The organism is Macrococcoides goetzii (assembly GCF_002742385.2).
Taxonomy (GTDB): domain Bacteria; phylum Bacillota; class Bacilli; order Staphylococcales; family Staphylococcaceae; genus Macrococcoides; species Macrococcoides goetzii.
The window spans coordinates 424,804-441,137 of the sequence record NZ_MJBI02000002.1 but is presented as its reverse complement, the minus strand read 5'-3'; the positions used below and the strand labels follow the sequence as shown (position 1 = coordinate 441,137).

Genomic DNA, 16,334 nt, shown 5'->3' with positions numbered 1-16,334 from the left:
GATAATATGAGTATCCGGAAATGATGACTCATCTCTCACATATTTTTCACCCGTCTTTTCCGGATAGTACGCGTATCCGGAAAAGATGACATCTAACTCACATATTTTTCGCCCGTCTTTGCCGGATAGTACGCGTATCCGGAAAAGATGATATACACCAGTACCATTTCCACCACATACCTTCTATAATAAGCATCTTCATTCATATTACTATCCTCCCTTCGCCTAATTTTGTTACTATAAACGTGAAGATAAAGGAGGCAATACAATGGAACAATTAAAAGGAAAAGTGGCTTTAATTACAGGTGGTTCTAGTGGTATCGGTCTTGAAATTGCGAAAGCTTTAGCTCAGGAAGGCGTAAATATTGCAATCACCGGACGTAATTTCGATAAGTTAGAATCAGCTATTACAACACTCGATCAATACGAGATCGATACGACTGCGATTGTTTGTGATAATAAAAATGCAGAAGATATAAAATCATGTGTCGCACATGTGCTTGAAACATTTGACCATATTGACATATTAGTAAATAACGCAGGCGTAATGAAAAATGCACCTTTCTTAGAAACATCAGAAGCGTTATTAGATGAACTTATTCAGACAAATGTATATGGTCCATTCCGCTTTATGCAGGAAGTAGCACCAGTCATGATTAAACAAGGTCAAGGCGATATCGTTAATATGAGCTCTATGTCCGCAGTGAATGCAAATGCTAATTCAAGTGCTTATTCAGCTACTAAATTTGCACTTTCTGGTATGTCTGATAGCTTTATGCGAGAAATGCGTCCGCATAATATTCGCACATTTCTAATTCATCCTTCAGCAGTGCTAACCGACTTAATCGGTGAACCGTCACTTGAACCTGAATCAATGACGCACCCTGAAGATATTGCTGAGGTTATTGTGAGCCAATTAAAATTAAATCGACGTACATTTGTTAAACAAAATCAAATCTGGGCCACAAACCCAGTTAAAAAATAAGGAGGTAAAATAATGTATATCGTAACAAACAGAATTAAGATGAAAAAAGGCTTTGCAGAAAAAATGGCACCAATGTTTACTAAAGGTGGCGACATTACAAAGCTAAAAGGATTTACTAAAATCGAAACTTGGTCAATTCAGAATTTAGAAGAATATGACGAACTACATGTAAACACATGGTGGGAAACTTTAGAAGATTTCGAAGCATGGAAAACAAGTGATGCATTTAAAAAAGCACACGCACAACGTGGTAATAAGTCAGAATCTGAGAAACAGGAATCACCAATGCTAGGTTCAGAGATAGTAATTGCAAAACTTGAAACAGAGGTTAGTAAATGATTAAAGTTGTATTCACTTACACAACTAAAAATGAATATCTACCTGAACTGATGCATAAGTTTCAGGCATCTGCGGATCCTAAATTTAATTCAACACCGTCGAGTACCGATATTAAAATGTATAGACAAACAAAAGACACAACTACGACAATCGTACTAGATATTTTCTACAATTCAGTCGCTGATTACGAAGCTCGTACAGCATTTGAACGTAGTAAGGATGATTGGAATGCCATTTGGTTTGCAGATGATATTAAACATACACTTGAGTCGGTAGAAATATATGAATGTTTATGAAAAAGAAGCCCGAACTACTTAAACAGTTCGGGCTTGATTTTATGCCTTAGAAGATTAAATGTGCCATAAGCGTTATAATTGGCAGACATATTATCGTTCTCATCAGGAAGATAACAAATAGCTTCGGTAAGCTGACCGGAATTTTAGACCCAAGAATAACCCCACCTACTTCAGATAAGTAGATTAATTGAGAAATACTGAGTGCACCAATGATAAAGCGTGTTATATCCGACTTCACATCTGATATTAAAATAGATGGTAAGAACATATCTGCAAATCCGATTAATATTGTTTTAGATGCTGCATATGCTTCAGGAATTTGCAGCAATTGTAGAATTGGTACAAATGGTAATCCAAGATAATCAAAGAACTTTGTATGTTCTGCAACGATTGTTGCGAGCGTACCAATTGCCATTACGACAGGTAATACGGCAAACCACATATCCCCAACAGTCTTCACCCCTGATAACCAGAACAGCTTCCATCCTGGTGCTTTAATTGCTTTAACTGTCGCATTGTGATATCCATAACTCACAATCGTATGACCATCTGGCGTTGTTTCATCAATAATTTCTGTACTTCCATTCGCATAATGATCAGGTACTTTAGATAATGGCCAGATACGTGGCATAATCATCGCTGCGATTAAACACGATACGATAACCGTCCCATAAAAGGCGAAGAAATGGTTCATTAAATCAACTTGCTTACATACGACAATTGCGAATGTAATGGATACGACCGAGAATGATGTTGCAATAACAGTGGCTTCACGTCGTGTAAAAAAGTTTTCTTCATACTGTTTCGACGTAATCATTACACCTACTGTTCCATCTCCAATAAATGACGCTAAGTTATCTACTGCAGAACGTCCTGGTAATGTAAATAACGGACGCATTACTTTTGAGAACATCGGTCCTAAAAATTCTAATAATCCGTAATCCATCAGAAACGGTAAGAATAGACCAGCAAATAAAAAGACTGCGATTAATGTCGGTAATAATCCACCATAGATTAATTGACCAGTATTTTCTGTATCAACATACGGTATATTCATTTTGAAATAAACAATTGTTGCAAATATCGCGCCCAATAGACGCACCGTAAACCAGATCCAGTTCACATTAAATAAAGTATTGAAATAAGACGATTTCGGCTTTCTGATGAAACTACAGTAAAACGTACATAAAACAGATAACATAATAACGATATAAATAATCGTCGGTGTTGATTTCCCTAAAAATTTCAAAAACCATTGCGCAAGTACAGCTACCGGTAGACTTGTTTCTCCATCTACTTCAAGCGGTGTTAAAAATAAAAATATCCCGATAATACTTAAAATAATAAATTTCAGTTGACCTATCTTCCAGATCTTCTTATCATATTGTTCCATTACTTTCCTCCATACTTTTTATACACAAAAATTAATATTTATACATTAACACACTATTTTTAACGTGTAAATGCTATTTCAATACATTCATTTTTTCGAATATTCTAATAATATTTGCCGTAAAAATACCCAATCGATAATGTCGATTGGGTATCCAGTTTTATTTTACTTCTTTGTAATATAAATTTTTATCAGGGATACTTGGATGTAGATGCATATTACCTTTTAGCAGTTGCCAATCATTCTTATAGTAGAATGTGTTCGCAACGATATCATGTACATCACTTGTTAAATAATATTTACCTGCAGGAAGTGCTGCAAGTAACTTCGTTCCTATACCACTATGCTTACTACTCTTATCGACGGCGATTGAAAGAATCTCAAATGCACCATTTAATTTTTCTTTCTCATCAGCTGTTAAATATCGATCGATTAATTCACGATAAAATTGTTTACTTTCACTCGTATAGCCATATAAATAACCATTGATATTACCAAACTGATGACTAATCAATGCTTTAAATCCTGGTGTTTCACTGTATTTTAAAATATTTGCAACCATTTCTTTATGGCTTCTCGCATCTTCGAAATTTGTTAAATAAATCTCAGCAATTCGATCCACAGCGTCTTGAAGTTGTTCTTTTGTTAGTTCCTGAATCATGCCAATCACTCCTCGTCAACCATTATGAAAACCCTTTCATTATCATTATGACCTTTTATAATGCTTTTGACAATGAATTTTTAGAAAATTGCCGCTTCTAAAGCTTCAATTTCAGCAACGCCCATATCATCGCCATCTTTACGGAAATAGCGTTTCGCTTCAGTGAAGTAAGATTTAGCTTTATCCATCTCTTCCTGTGCAGCATATAATTCACCTAATGCACGGTTAGAAATCGCAATACTTAAATCATCTTCTGACTGTTCAGCTAATTTTAAAGATGCTTCAAGTGACGCTTTTCCCTCATCATATTGATTATTTAATAATTGTACATATCCTAACTCGTATAAATTTACAGATTGTTTAATCGTATCATCACTAAAGTTAGCATCAATCAATTCAGCTTCTTTCTTAAAGTATGCAATCGACTGATCGAACTCTGCATCCATTCTTTCTACTAATCCTAATTGATGATATGCCATTTGTTGTTCTTCTGCATCTTCAGAATTTAATAAGTTATTTAATGATTCGCGTGCTTTATCAAAATGATTATCTGCTGCATAAATATATGCCGCATTTAATTGATAGTCCGCGTAATCTTCATCACCTGGATTGATATGATTTCCTATTTCCTGTAATAACTTTGTCGCTTCTTCAATATCACCATTCTCAAACTGTTCAAATACTAAATCGATTTGTTCATTATAATTCATTGTCATGCTCCTCACCTTGTTTTGTTTGTTGTAAAAGACTTGTCGCAATTGCTGCAAATATATCGCCAATAAATGATAGTATCGCTCCCATGATGCTCACCTCTCTTTTATTGTATAGTGTTTATCATAATTATTCATCTGATAACATAAAGATGTACTTTTTTATTTTTACTGATATAATTTCTAATGCAAGCTATATTGAAAGGATCTATTATGACACGTCTTAAATTATTTACTTTTATACTTAGTATCTTTGTTGTTGGAATGGTAGAACTGGTAGTTGCAGGTATCTTAACACTAATCAGTGACGATTTAAATATTAATCAATCACTGACCGGACAATTAGTCACTATCTATGCTTTTACGGTTGCTATTTGTGGTCCAATTCTCGTGAAGCTTACCGAAAAATATAACCCGAAATGGGTATTGCTCATCAGTATGATAATCTTTGTTATCGGTAACACGATTAACGCAGTTGGGGACACATTTACCGTCATCGTTATTGGTCGTATTATCGCTTCTGCTGCATCGAGTATCATTGTCGTGAAATTATTAGCTTTAACCGTAGTATTAAGCAGACCTGAAGTACGCGGGAAAATGTTAGGTCTTGTATACATCGGATTTAGTGGGGCTAATGTATTTGGTGTACCTCTTGGCACTAAAATCGGTGAAATGTTCGGTTGGCGTGCGACATTCTGGATGATTGTAATCGTGAGTATTATTGCATCTATTCTTTTAATGTTTCAGTTACCAAATAAAATTAATCTACAGACAGAAGATCAAAACAAACATTCAAAATTACTGTATCCGAAAGAAGCTGCAAAATATATCGGTATCACATTCTTTATTTTAGCTTCAAACTATATCGTGTTTACTTATATTAGTCCGTTAATGATCAGTCATGGGTATACGCTACAACACGTCTCTATTCTATTATTCGTTTGTGGTTTAGGGAGTATTGCCGGAACGAGTTTAGGTGGGATGATGGCAGATAAGATTGGCAGTAAACAATGGTTAATCATTGCATTATCTGTATTTACGCTATCATTATTTTTCTTTAATATCGCTTTACCATATTACTTTGCCTTGCTATTCGTGATGCTTGCGTGGAATATCTTTGAATGGGGAACAAACCCAGCCATTCAAATCGGTATCATCAAACAAGTTGAAGGTGATTCAAGCGCTATCATGGCATGGAACATGTCAGCACTAAACGCGGGTATCGGATTTGGTGCGTTAATCGGTGGCATTATTGTAGAAACATTCTCTCTATCTGTTGCGCCTTATTTATCAATTCTATTTGCGATCATCTGCTTAGGATTAGCTGTGTCCATAAAGAGAGATTAATTTTCGTCAGAACAAAATAACAAAAAGCGAACACACTTTATCTATTGAACTGATAAAGTGTGTTTATTTTTTATTATAAATATTAGAGGTAAATTTATATTGTTCCGTAATAGAGCACTGATTCATTTGGTACTGTAATCTTGCCATCTTCAGCGAACGCATCAAACAGGTGCGCTAGCTTTTCTAAAAACGTATTATATTGTCTATCGCCTTCCACTAAAGCATACGATGCGGATAACGCTCGATCGATAAATCCTTGCTTGTCATATGTCAATGGAAACTGATATGACTGCTTTTCATATTGACCTTCAAAGAAATCTGAGATACTTTCTTCAGAATACTGTACCCCGCCACCATAACCGATAAATCCTTTAAAGTTTGGACAGAACGCTGAATAAATTTCTGCGGTCTTTACATTAATCGGTGCTTCTTCTATACGCGTATTCCAGACGAGACAAACCGGGCCATTCCCTTTTAATATTCTTCTGCATTCTGCTTTAAACGCAGCGTGTTCAAACCAGTGAAAGCTTTGTGCTGCAGTAATCATATCAACTGTTCCAGATTGAATTTCTGTACTTTCTGCTGGTCGTTCATGTATTTCAAGTTCTTTACACTTTAATGCCAGGCGAAGTTGTGCCGCCATCGCGCTATTTGGTTCAATCGCAATAACTTTTGCGCCTAGATCCAGTAATAATTCAGTGAATATACCAGTCCCCGCACCGATATCAGCAATCGTTGTCGTTTCCTCAATTGAAAAAGTTTCTTTCATATCATCCATTAAGGCACACGCATATTTAGGTCTGGAATTCCGATATTGTTCTACTTTTTCACTAAAAAGTTCTTTACTATCCATATAACACCTCTTTAACGTAATCGATCTTGAATGATACCTATTGCACCTAAAAATCCATAAATTATTACCGGCCCGACAAATTTAAATCCACGTTTCTTCAAATCTTTACTAATTTGTTGAGATAAAACGTTATCTGCAGGCACTAAACTTTCATTTTCAAAATATGTAATCATGGGTTTAAAGTCTGTAAATGACCATATGTATCGATCAAAACTACCAAACTCCTGCTGAACCTCGATAAACTTCTGCGCATTATTAATGATACTGCTAATCTTTAATTTATTTTTAATCATCGCATCTGACTTCATCAGCCGATTAAAATCATCTGCATTATAATTCGCGATTTTATGATAATCAAATTGATCGAGTGCAGCACGCATGCCTTCCCTGCGTTTCAATATTGTCAGCCATGAAAGACCTGCCTGCATCCCTTCAAGCACAAGCATTTCAAAGAGATACGTATCATCATGTGATGCAATACCCCATTCATTATCATAATATTCGGCCATCAATGGATGACTATCTGCCCAGGTAAATCTCATGTTGTCACCTTTTTCTTTGTAAATTACTTACCCATTGTATCATTTAAGCAATCACTCTACTACCACAAAAAAAGCACACAATATAAATTGTGCACTTATCTATAAAATACAACTCCAATAATAATACCGAGCACTACGATAACCCACGGCGGCAATTTTACAAAATATAATAAAACAAAAAGTATTAGACTAAATACAACATCTATCCAATGCGTTACAGTATGCATGATAATAGGATTTATCCATGCAGCTCCTAAAATACCGATAACACCAGCATTAATTCCTTTTAATGCTTGTTTCATCAATCGATGTTCACGAATAACAGCCCAGAATGGCAAAGTACCGATCACTAATAAAAAAGCGGGTAAGAAGATTGCTATCATAGCAACGAGTCCACCCATAAGACCAAATAAACTTGCGCCAATAAATGAACCAAAGGTAAACAGTGGTCCTGGCATCGCCTGTGTCAAGCCATATCCAGCAAGGAATGTATCGATATCCGTCATGTCCGGTACGAAAGCACTTTGTAATAGTGGAAGTACGACATGACCCCCACCAAACACCAGTAAGCCTCCGCGAAATAATCTGTCAAACATATGTAGCCAGTCACTATTAATCACCTGGGCAATAATCGGTAGTCCAATCATTAAACTAACAAGCACTATTAAAGCAGCTATACTTGTTGATTTCGATACTTGAATCGAGATGGGCGACTCTTTTTTCGTTTCAACTTTATACAAGACCATACCGATTAATCCGGAAGCGATAATGATTAAGATTTGTGTATATGCCGTTGGAAATAGAAGTGCAGTGACTAAACTGAGTAAAAAGATCATGATTGCTGTTAAATTATTTAAAGTGGTCTTACCCATACCAACTAATGCATGCAATACGATTGCAATTGCAACGATGAGTAACCCTTTTATAAAATCCAGATCCATATCGAGTGATTTCATAAAATAAACCGCAGCAATAAGAACAATTACAGATGGCAATGTAAATCCTAAAAAGGCTAATATTGCGCCAAGTATTCCCCCTCGCATTAAACCAATACCGATACCGACCTGACTCGATGCTGGCCCAGGCAGGAACTGACATAGACTGACAAGATCCTGATATACTTTATCACTTAACCACTTTCTTTTCTCGACATATTCAGCCCGGAAATAACCAAGATGCGCAACTGGTCCTCCAAAACTCGTCACGCCAAGTTTTAATGCTACTAAAAATATTTCTACTAAACGTACCATAACCCACCTCGTTGATTTGTTATATTTATCATAACGAATATTCAGTACAGTTATGTTACAACACTTTAAAGATTATGTAAGATTTAAAAGAATATATAGAGTTACGGTTTAAAATTTCTCGAATTTATGACATTATTAAAGAGAACTGTTGAAATCAATGCATAGAAAACGATTTCATATTATAATAAACCTACACATCAAATTAGGAGGTCCAGATAGTGAATACTGTAAAGATAAAATCACATAAATATCCAGATAGACCTCACGTAGAAGTAGAAGGGAAATTGCTTTCTGAAACACCACATTACTTTTTCGTAGTATGCGAAAAAAATTCTTTACTTAAACATTTTATAAAAGACGAAGAATATTTACTCGATTACGATACGCTTCATTTTCTCTCTAAATATCACGGATATACAGTTTCAATTTCAATCGATGAACATTATAAACCTGTTAAGATTTTTTGTAATATTTCTACACCTTGCCAAATGGATGATGAAGGTAACATTACATATATCGATCTGGATATGGATTATGTCAAATCGAATACAGGACAATGGTTTTTAAGAAATAACGATATGTTTTTAGATAGTACGAAACGATATAACTATCCCTTGCAGTTAACCAATTTTGCACTCGTTTCACTGCAGGAACTTAAAACCAATATAAAAAATAATGTATTTCCTTTCGGTATTGATACTTTTAAAGATGTCGATGGTCCGATAAAATAAGATGCTCTTTTAGAGTATCTTTTTTTTAATACATCTTTAACAAATTGTAACAATAAAGGAATACTATTTTATAAATAATATGATACGCTAGTTGTAATATTATCTGGAATGGAGGGATTTACGTGTCAAAAATGAATATACATGTTATTCAGACAGGGTTTATTACTGTCGACCGTACTGTTACGACACAAACTAAATCCCTAAATCCACTTACAAATCTTGGTTTTATTTCATGTAAGAAAAACCGTAAAACATATCCTATCGCATGTTTTCTGATTGAACACCCGAAAGGATTAATACTTGTTGATACAGGCTGGCATAAACGCGTGCGCAAAGAAGAACATAAAGAGTTGGGGTTACAGCGACTCATTCATAGCGCTACATTACCTGAAGGACAATCGATAGACGAGCAGCTCAGTAAAAGAGGAATATTACCAGACGACTTAGATTATGTGTTACTCACACATCTACATAGCGATCACGTAAGCGGCGTACGTCAGGTTAAAGATGCCAAATATATATTTGCAAGTCGTGAAGAAATATTAGAATCCAATAAACGCGTAATACGTTATCTTCAAAAGTTATGGGATGATATAGATTTAACATGCTTTGAGTTTGACCAAACGGGCATTGGACCTAGTGGCCAATCATATGATCTCTTCGGAGATAAGACAGTACAGCTCATCCATGCTCCAGGTCACAGCGTTGGTTTATTTATGGTGAAAGTAATGAATAATGCCGGAGAATATATTTTAATCACGAGTGATGCTGCACTGGTCAATGCATCTTATGAAGATATTATTATTCCAGCTCATGTGATGAATCACTATGATTTAAAGAAGGCGTTACTCTGGATTAATAACGTAAGTAAAGATCCTCTATGTAAGAAAATATTAACAAGTCATGACCTCAATTTAAAAGAAGAAATCATCACATTATAAAAAGATGATTGAGACTATTCTAATAAAGTCTCAATCATCTTTTCTGGTTTATCGATAAATGCCTTTGTAACGATATAATGTTCTGTTTCTCTGTAATCAATTCGTTCATATCCATCATCATTTAACTGTATAATATCAGCACCTGGATACGCCATAATAATTGGAGAATGCGTTGCGATAATAAACTGTGCACCACGCTTTACTAAGTCATTGATCCTAACAATCATCGACATTTGACGCATCGGTGATAAAGCACTTTCCGGCTCGTCTAAAATATATAAACCTTTCGCTCGAAATCGATATTTAAGTAACGCTAGAAATGATTCACCGTGGGATTGATCATGCAAACTTTTACCACCATAACTGTTGAGCAGTCTACCGTCAATCGCATTAAGTCGCTCAATTTCAGTTGCCACATTATAAAATCCTTCAGCACGTAGAAAGAATGTATCGCTCGGTACACCCATCTTTCCAAGTCTTATTTCTTCATATAATCCTGCATGTGAATGTTTCGTTGCAAAGTTAAAGTTCTTACCTCCACCTTCCGGATTTAACCCATAATTAACTGCAATCGCTTCTATTAAAGTTGATTTCCCTGTACCATTTTCTCCGACGATGATGGTTACTGGATTGGTTAAATCAATACGTTCTAATTTTTTTATCGCAGGGATTTTCATATAATAAGGTGTTGCTTCATGTGGCTTAAAATTTGATGCAATACTTTTGATAAACATCTTTTCACCTCATAAAAAATTCTGTTATATTAATAATATAGTAAAAAAAGTAATAATAAAAATTTATTGTTATTCGAGGTGCGAAGATGGTTCAATTGGTTCCATATGATGAGCAGTACAAAGAGAGATTAAAGCAATTCTATCAACCAGCTGAAGCTTTAAAGTATACACAATTACCAGAATATAGTATCGAAGAAATAAACGATAATGTACATGGTGTCGTAATTATTAATCGAAATCAGCCGATTGGTTTCTTCTTATTGCATCGTACTGATAGAAGATTTCAGTATACAGATGAAAAACAATCTTTACTGCTTACTAGTCTGATTATGGATCATTCATATAGCGGAAAAGGGCATGGTAAACATGCAATGCTGCAATTACCGTTTTACATTAGGAAACATTTTACACATGTCAAATCTATTGTTCTTGGTGTAAACCATGCCAATATCCCAGCACAAAAACTATATGAACGTGTTGACTTCGAAGATACAGGTCGTCGCATTGAGGGCGCTTTAGGTGAACAATATATTTATAGACTGGAAATATAAAAAGATTGAGACAAAATTTTGTCTCAACCTTTTTAGTTAAACCAGCTTCTGATTAGCTTTTCAACTTCAGCTGTTTCATCGATTAAATCTTTCATCATATCGATATCTGCTTTATCGCTGATTAAATTCGTTACAACTGGTGTATCTAACACGCGTTTTACCGCTTCACCAATTGTTTCTTCCTGCACATTATTTGTCGGTTCAGTCTGATCAGTAACAAAATCATTGTTCTGGAATTGTTGTTCTAGACGTGGTGCGTTGTTGTTGTTAAACGCATGAACAACTTCCATAATCGCTTTACGTAAGTCGTTATATTCTTTAACGTTCTTTAAATCATTCAGACGTTTTTTAACCATCTCGTTTTTCTCTAAATATTTAACGCCTTGTACGGCACCAACTGTTAACGCGCCGACTACTAATCCTCTTTTTACCCATTTATTCATTGTAATTCCTCCATTCAACATTATGTTTATTATAATGTATTTATAGATTTATTACATTTATAACGATTACTGCAGAGATAACATTTTATCTAATGCTTTTAGTGCATAGGTCGTCGTTTCCTGATCTACTGTAATCTGGTTTTCAAAGTTATGTTCCATTATCTTATCGAGACACCATACAAGATGTGGTAAATCGATACGATTCATCGTCAGACATGCACACATAAATGGATTAAGTGAGATGATTTCTTTATCTGGATTTTGCTTTATAATGCGATTAACTAAGTTCATTTCTGTACCGATTGCCCACTTAGTGCCAGGTGCTGCATTCGTAATTTCTTCCAGGATTTTTCGTGTAGATCCTGCATCATCACTTTGCTGAACGACTTCAAAAGTACATTCAGGATGAACAATAATGCGCATATCTGGATGCTGCTTTCTTACTTGGGCTATATTTTGCACCGTAAATTTCTCATGCACTGAGCAATGCCCTTTCCATAAAATGATACGTAAATCACACATATCACCATCATATTCAAGTTTATTTTGGATCGGATCATAGATTGCCATCTGTTCTAACGGAACACCTAAATCATATGCTGTATTGCGTCCTAAATGCTGGTCTGGTAAGAAGAGTATGATTTCATCCTGCGCAAGTGCCCAGCTTACTACTTTATGTGCGTTACCACTTGTTAAACATGCTCCATCTTTCCTACCGACAAACGCTTTAATTGCTGCGGTAGAATTGACATAAGTCAACGGCAGACAGTCGATATTAAATTCAGCTTTTAAATATGCGTCACAACGTTCCACCTGATGGATATTCGCCATATCTGCCATCGAACAACCTGCTCTTAAGTCTGGTAACAAGACAATCTGATCATTGTTTGTCAGCATATCAGCAGTTTCTGCCATAAAGTGTACACCACAAAATGCGATGTACTTCGCTGTATTCGTCTTACAAATATTTGCAAGTTCTAACGAATCACCTATCGCATCAGCAAATTGTACCACTTCATCTTTTTGATAATGATGACAAGGAATGAATAAATCATCACCAAGCAAACTTTTTACTTCTTTCACCCTTGCTTCAAGCGCCTCTTTCGGCATTTGTAAATATTGTTCAGGCATTTGTCCTGACTTTAATAAATCAATCATTGATATCCACCTTTCCAGAAATGTCTAATGCATTCGCACCATGAAATAGCTTGCCGACTGAAATATAATCTACACCTGCTTCAGCATACGCTTTGATCGTGTCGATGTTAATTCCACCAGATGCTTCTGTAATGATATGAGCTGGTACAAGATGAATATGCGCTTTAATAAATTCCGGCGTACAATTATCAAACATAATGATATCGGCCTGAGCTTTAATTGCTGCTTTAAGCATTTCTTCATCTTCAATCTCAACTTCTATCTTATCCATATGACCGCGCAATGCTTTTGCACTTTGCATCGCAGCGTCAATTGAACCCATAAATGCAATGTGATTATCCTTTAACATGATTCCGTCATTAAGATTTCTACGGTGATTACTGGCACCTGCAATACGTACTGCATATTTTTCAAACATGCCAAGTCCCGGCGTTGTTTTACGTGTATCTGTCACTTTAGCTGACGTATGTGCTATTTTCTCCATATACCTTTTCGTTTCTGTCGTAATCCCGCTCATGCGTTGAATCATATTTAATACAGTGCGCTCTGCCTGTAATAGATACTTTACTTTTCCAGAGATTTTAGCAATAACCTCACCCTTATGTAACGTATCCCCATCATGTTTGAAACAAACGACATCACACTTATCTAAAATATTAAACCCTCGTAAGATAACATCTTCACCACAAAAATAACCATCTTCTTTAGCAATCAGTTGCATCGTACCTGTAGTATTGTTATCAAAGATAGCTGATGATAAATCTCCATATGATAAATCTTCATCCATAAAATCACGTAACTTTTGTTCTAAGCGAATTAAATTCAACAGTTGTTCCTCCATTTAAATGTTTTACGATATTTGTTTTATCGCTGTCTGATATATCTTTATCCTTTATCACATGTGCACCAAGTGTCGAAGTCCGATTTATCGCGCATTCCGCAATAAGGCGTGCAAAAGCTGTTAAAGTATCATTTGAATTAAGCGTGCTTAAGTATTTGTTTAAGCTGTCAGTATCCCTTACGATACCTACATACTTCATAAATGATTCATGATCAAAATCACTATTATATTGAATATTTACAGTAGAAAAAATTCTGCCTGGTGGGGTTAACGTTTTATTTATCAATGTGTCTCCCAGCAATTTCCCCATCGCAAGTCCTTCCAGCAGTGAGTTACTTGCGAGTCGATTTGCGCCATGAAAGCCAGTACATGCTGCTTCACCAATTACAAATAAGTTTTCTACTGCTGTCGCACCATTTACATCTGCTTCTATACCACCCATCGTGTAATGTGCACCCGGTGCAACAGGAATGCGTTCCGATAAACCAAATTGCTCACACTGTGCGTGAATGAATGGAAACTGCTGTGCAAAATTGTGTATGTTTGAAATGTCCAAATAAATACGTTCTCCATTTTTTATGCGACTGAATATTTCATAACTCGTAATATGCCGTGGTGACAGATCACGCTGCAAATACTTTGCCATAATTGCTTCACCATGTTCATTCACCAATACGCCACCAGCACCTCTTACTGCTTCAGAGACGAGACAGATTGCTTTATTATCAATTGTAAGCATCGTCGGATGAAACTGTATCATTTCAAGGTCACGTAACGTACACCCTGAAAGTAGTGCGAGCATTTGAGCATAAACGCCAGACGAACTCGGGTTCGAGGCAGGTTGAAACATACCACTGTATCCACCGGTGGCAAGTACAACAAATTGCCCCGGCAATATTTTGTCATCTACTGAAATACCACACACTTTTCCATATACATCTTTATGTAGTGCCGTTAAACGACCATAAATCATTTCAACTTGTGGTTGAAGTTGCGAACGCATAAAAGCACAAACGGATTGTCCTGTCTGATCGTGATTCATATGAAAGATGCGAGGTACAACATGCGCACCCTCCATACCTAAATCAATCCGTCCTGCTTTCTGATCGAACATAATACCTCTATTTATTAAATCCCGAACAGATTGATTTCCCGTTTCAATCATCTTACGAATAACATCACTATCACCATACTTGCAGCCAGCGATATATGTGTCCTGCACATGACTTTCAATTGATTCTTCAAATAGAGATGAAGCGATACCACCTTGAGCCATCACACTTGAGGAAACGTCGCTATCCATCACGACAGCAACTTTAAAGTGTTTCGGGAGATAACTTAACAGGCTGAGTCCGCTAATACCACCACCGACAATAATTACATCATACATAAAAAACACCTTTACAATATATTTACATTAGTTTTACAATTATATTGTCATACAAACAATAAAATTACAAGAGGTAATTCGATGATAAATTTAGATTATGCTGCAACAACACCTATGTCTCCTAGTGCAATGCAACGTTACTTTAATACAAATCAAAAATTTTATTATAATTCTGAGAGTTTACATAGTGGTGGCGATATGGTTAAAAATATTGTACACAACTGCGAGAATGCACTGAACGAATACTTTACAGATAACTTTACACTTGTGACATCGACAAGTGGCTCTCATGCAAACGAAATGGCTTTAAACAATTATCTCTATCATGAATCAAATAAAACAATCGTACTTACGTCTAAATTTGAACATCCATCTGTCTATGCAGCGATACATCAACATAATCGTTACGACATTCGTTATTTTCCGGAAGATGAGACCGGCATGATTGATTTAACTCTGACAGAACAATTTATACAGCAACATCATGAAGCAATAGCATGTATAATCTGCGTACATGTTAGTTCTGAAACCGGCTATATATTTCCGATTGAACAATTAGGAGAGTTAACAAATCAATTTAATATTCCATTCCATGTTGATGCAGTGCAATCAGCTGGTAAGTTAGTAATTCCAACGCAATATGTAACGTCACTTTCAATTAGCGGACATAAATTTTTCGGTCCAAAAGGGATTGGTGCTCTTCTAATTAGAGAAGAAGCATTGCGCATAACCAATCCGTTCTATCATCACGAACATCATATGAGAAACGGCACGGTGGATGTACCGTCACTTGTTGCGATGACACAAGCATTGATAGACTATAAACAATCAGACACGATACAACAATTCAATCACAAAATTATTACTACGCTCGATCCAGCATTATACGTACCGATGAAATTCGAACCACAGCTTAAAAATATTATTCCGATCCTTATCAATAAAACAGACGGACAATATATCATGCAGCAACTGTCACAACACAATATCTTAATCTCTACCGGAACTGCATGTGGACATGGTACAATGCATTCAAGAGGCTTAGAAACATTGATTACAAAGCAAGGTTACTCGGTACATCAATATATTCGAGTATCACTTAGTACATTAACAACAGAAGAAGAAATCAATACTTTTTTAGAAGTCATCAATCAAATAACTTAAAGGTG

19 protein-coding genes are annotated in these 16,334 nt (G+C 35.8%); 8 read left to right on the top strand and 11 right to left on the bottom strand.

Translation table 11 applies throughout. From position 1 onward, the window contains the following. Window positions 1-268 precede the first annotated feature (268 nt). The 3 genes from BFS35_RS07820 to BFS35_RS07810 are packed head-to-tail and all read left to right on the top strand — an operon-like array spanning window position 269 to window position 1,620. Window positions 269-985, top strand: coding sequence for an SDR family NAD(P)-dependent oxidoreductase (locus BFS35_RS07820; protein ID WP_099578723.1), 717 nt, complete (start codon window positions 269-271; stop codon window positions 983-985). Between the two features lie 12 nt (window positions 986-997). After that, window positions 998-1,324, top strand: a complete 327-nt coding sequence (locus tag BFS35_RS07815) for a heme oxygenase (RefSeq protein WP_099578725.1) — start codon at window positions 998-1,000, stop codon at window positions 1,322-1,324. Next, window positions 1,321-1,620, top strand: a complete 300-nt coding sequence (locus tag BFS35_RS07810; protein WP_099578728.1) for a hypothetical protein — start codon at window positions 1,321-1,323, stop codon at window positions 1,618-1,620. Before BFS35_RS07815 ends, BFS35_RS07810 begins: the two co-directional genes overlap by 4 nt. Window positions 1,621-1,666: 46 nt before the next feature. Here the strand turns inward: BFS35_RS07810 and BFS35_RS07805 are convergent, their stop codons facing one another. From BFS35_RS07805 to BFS35_RS07795, 3 genes are all read right to left on the bottom strand, one after another. After that, window positions 1,667-3,013 carry a YjiH family protein gene (locus BFS35_RS07805; protein WP_099578730.1) on the bottom strand — a complete coding sequence of 449 codons (1,347 nt, stop codon included), beginning with the start codon at window positions 3,011-3,013 and terminating at the stop codon, window positions 1,667-1,669. A gap of 160 nt (window positions 3,014-3,173) precedes the next feature. Next, complete coding sequence (locus BFS35_RS07800; RefSeq protein ID WP_099578732.1) at window positions 3,174-3,674, bottom strand: GNAT family protein; 501 nt, start codon at window positions 3,672-3,674, stop codon at window positions 3,174-3,176. Window positions 3,675-3,754: 80 nt separating this feature from the next. After that, window positions 3,755-4,384 carry a tetratricopeptide repeat protein gene (locus BFS35_RS07795; protein WP_099578734.1) on the bottom strand — a complete coding sequence of 210 codons (630 nt, stop codon included), beginning with the start codon at window positions 4,382-4,384 and terminating at the stop codon, window positions 3,755-3,757. A gap of 213 nt (window positions 4,385-4,597) precedes the next feature. Between BFS35_RS07795 and BFS35_RS07790 the strand changes: the two genes are divergently transcribed. Then, complete coding sequence (locus BFS35_RS07790; protein WP_099578736.1) at window positions 4,598-5,731, top strand: MFS transporter; 1,134 nt, start codon at window positions 4,598-4,600, stop codon at window positions 5,729-5,731. A gap of 94 nt (window positions 5,732-5,825) precedes the next feature. Here the strand turns inward: BFS35_RS07790 and BFS35_RS07785 are convergent, their stop codons facing one another. The 3 genes from BFS35_RS07785 to chrA all read right to left on the bottom strand — a co-directional run bounded on the left by BFS35_RS07785 (window position 5,826) and on the right by chrA (window position 8,376). Next, window positions 5,826-6,584: a class I SAM-dependent methyltransferase gene (locus tag BFS35_RS07785; protein WP_099578738.1), complete on the bottom strand. Its 759-nt coding sequence runs from the start codon at window positions 6,582-6,584 to the stop codon at window positions 5,826-5,828. A gap of 11 nt (window positions 6,585-6,595) precedes the next feature. Further along, on the bottom strand, window positions 6,596-7,126 hold the full coding sequence (locus BFS35_RS07780) for a DNA-3-methyladenine glycosylase I (RefSeq protein WP_099578740.1): 531 nt from the start codon (window positions 7,124-7,126) through the stop codon (window positions 6,596-6,598). Between the two features lie 95 nt (window positions 7,127-7,221). After that, a complete protein-coding gene (gene chrA, locus BFS35_RS07775; RefSeq protein WP_099578742.1) occupies window positions 7,222-8,376 on the bottom strand; it encodes a chromate efflux transporter in 1,155 nt (384 codons plus the stop codon). Window positions 8,377-8,594: 218 nt separating this feature from the next. Between chrA and BFS35_RS07770 the strand changes: the two genes are divergently transcribed. Both BFS35_RS07770 and BFS35_RS07765 read left to right on the top strand, forming a co-directional pair. Further along, entirely contained in the window at window positions 8,595-9,107 is a 513-nt protein-coding gene (locus BFS35_RS07770) for a DUF402 domain-containing protein (RefSeq protein ID WP_158554281.1), read from the top strand. Window positions 9,108-9,238: 131 nt separating this feature from the next. Further along, entirely contained in the window at window positions 9,239-10,048 is an 810-nt protein-coding gene (locus tag BFS35_RS07765) for an N-acyl homoserine lactonase family protein (RefSeq protein WP_240628418.1), read from the top strand. A 14-nt stretch (window positions 10,049-10,062) separates the two neighbouring features. On the opposite strand, the gene BFS35_RS07760 is transcribed toward BFS35_RS07765, so the two are convergent. After that, window positions 10,063-10,782 carry an AAA family ATPase gene (locus tag BFS35_RS07760; protein WP_099578748.1) on the bottom strand — a complete coding sequence of 240 codons (720 nt, stop codon included), beginning with the start codon at window positions 10,780-10,782 and terminating at the stop codon, window positions 10,063-10,065. 86 nt (window positions 10,783-10,868) lie between these two features. On the opposite strand from BFS35_RS07760, the gene BFS35_RS07755 reads away from it, so the two are divergent. Further along, window positions 10,869-11,333: a GNAT family N-acetyltransferase gene (locus BFS35_RS07755; protein WP_099578750.1), complete on the top strand. Its 465-nt coding sequence runs from the start codon at window positions 10,869-10,871 to the stop codon at window positions 11,331-11,333. Between the two features lie 32 nt (window positions 11,334-11,365). Here BFS35_RS07755 and BFS35_RS07750 read toward each other — a convergent pair whose 3' ends face one another. The 4 genes from BFS35_RS07750 to BFS35_RS07735 all read right to left on the bottom strand — a co-directional run bounded on the left by BFS35_RS07750 (window position 11,366) and on the right by BFS35_RS07735 (window position 15,165). Next, on the bottom strand, window positions 11,366-11,776 hold the full coding sequence (locus BFS35_RS07750; protein ID WP_099578752.1) for a hypothetical protein: 411 nt from the start codon (window positions 11,774-11,776) through the stop codon (window positions 11,366-11,368). A 66-nt stretch (window positions 11,777-11,842) separates the two neighbouring features. Then, window positions 11,843-12,934: a quinolinate synthase NadA gene (gene nadA / locus BFS35_RS07745; protein WP_407943224.1), complete on the bottom strand. Its 1,092-nt coding sequence runs from the start codon at window positions 12,932-12,934 to the stop codon at window positions 11,843-11,845. After that, window positions 12,927-13,760 carry a carboxylating nicotinate-nucleotide diphosphorylase gene (gene nadC, locus BFS35_RS07740; RefSeq protein ID WP_099578756.1) on the bottom strand — a complete coding sequence of 278 codons (834 nt, stop codon included), beginning with the start codon at window positions 13,758-13,760 and terminating at the stop codon, window positions 12,927-12,929. The genes nadA and nadC overlap by 8 nt, the downstream gene beginning before the upstream one ends. After that, window positions 13,726-15,165: an L-aspartate oxidase gene (locus BFS35_RS07735; RefSeq protein WP_099578758.1), complete on the bottom strand. Its 1,440-nt coding sequence runs from the start codon at window positions 15,163-15,165 to the stop codon at window positions 13,726-13,728. Before BFS35_RS07735 ends, nadC begins: the two co-directional genes overlap by 35 nt. A gap of 81 nt (window positions 15,166-15,246) precedes the next feature. On the opposite strand from BFS35_RS07735, the gene BFS35_RS07730 reads away from it, so the two are divergent. Then, complete coding sequence (locus tag BFS35_RS07730) at window positions 15,247-16,329, top strand: cysteine desulfurase family protein (RefSeq protein WP_099578760.1); 1,083 nt, start codon at window positions 15,247-15,249, stop codon at window positions 16,327-16,329. The last annotated feature ends 5 nt before the right edge of the window (window positions 16,330-16,334 follow it).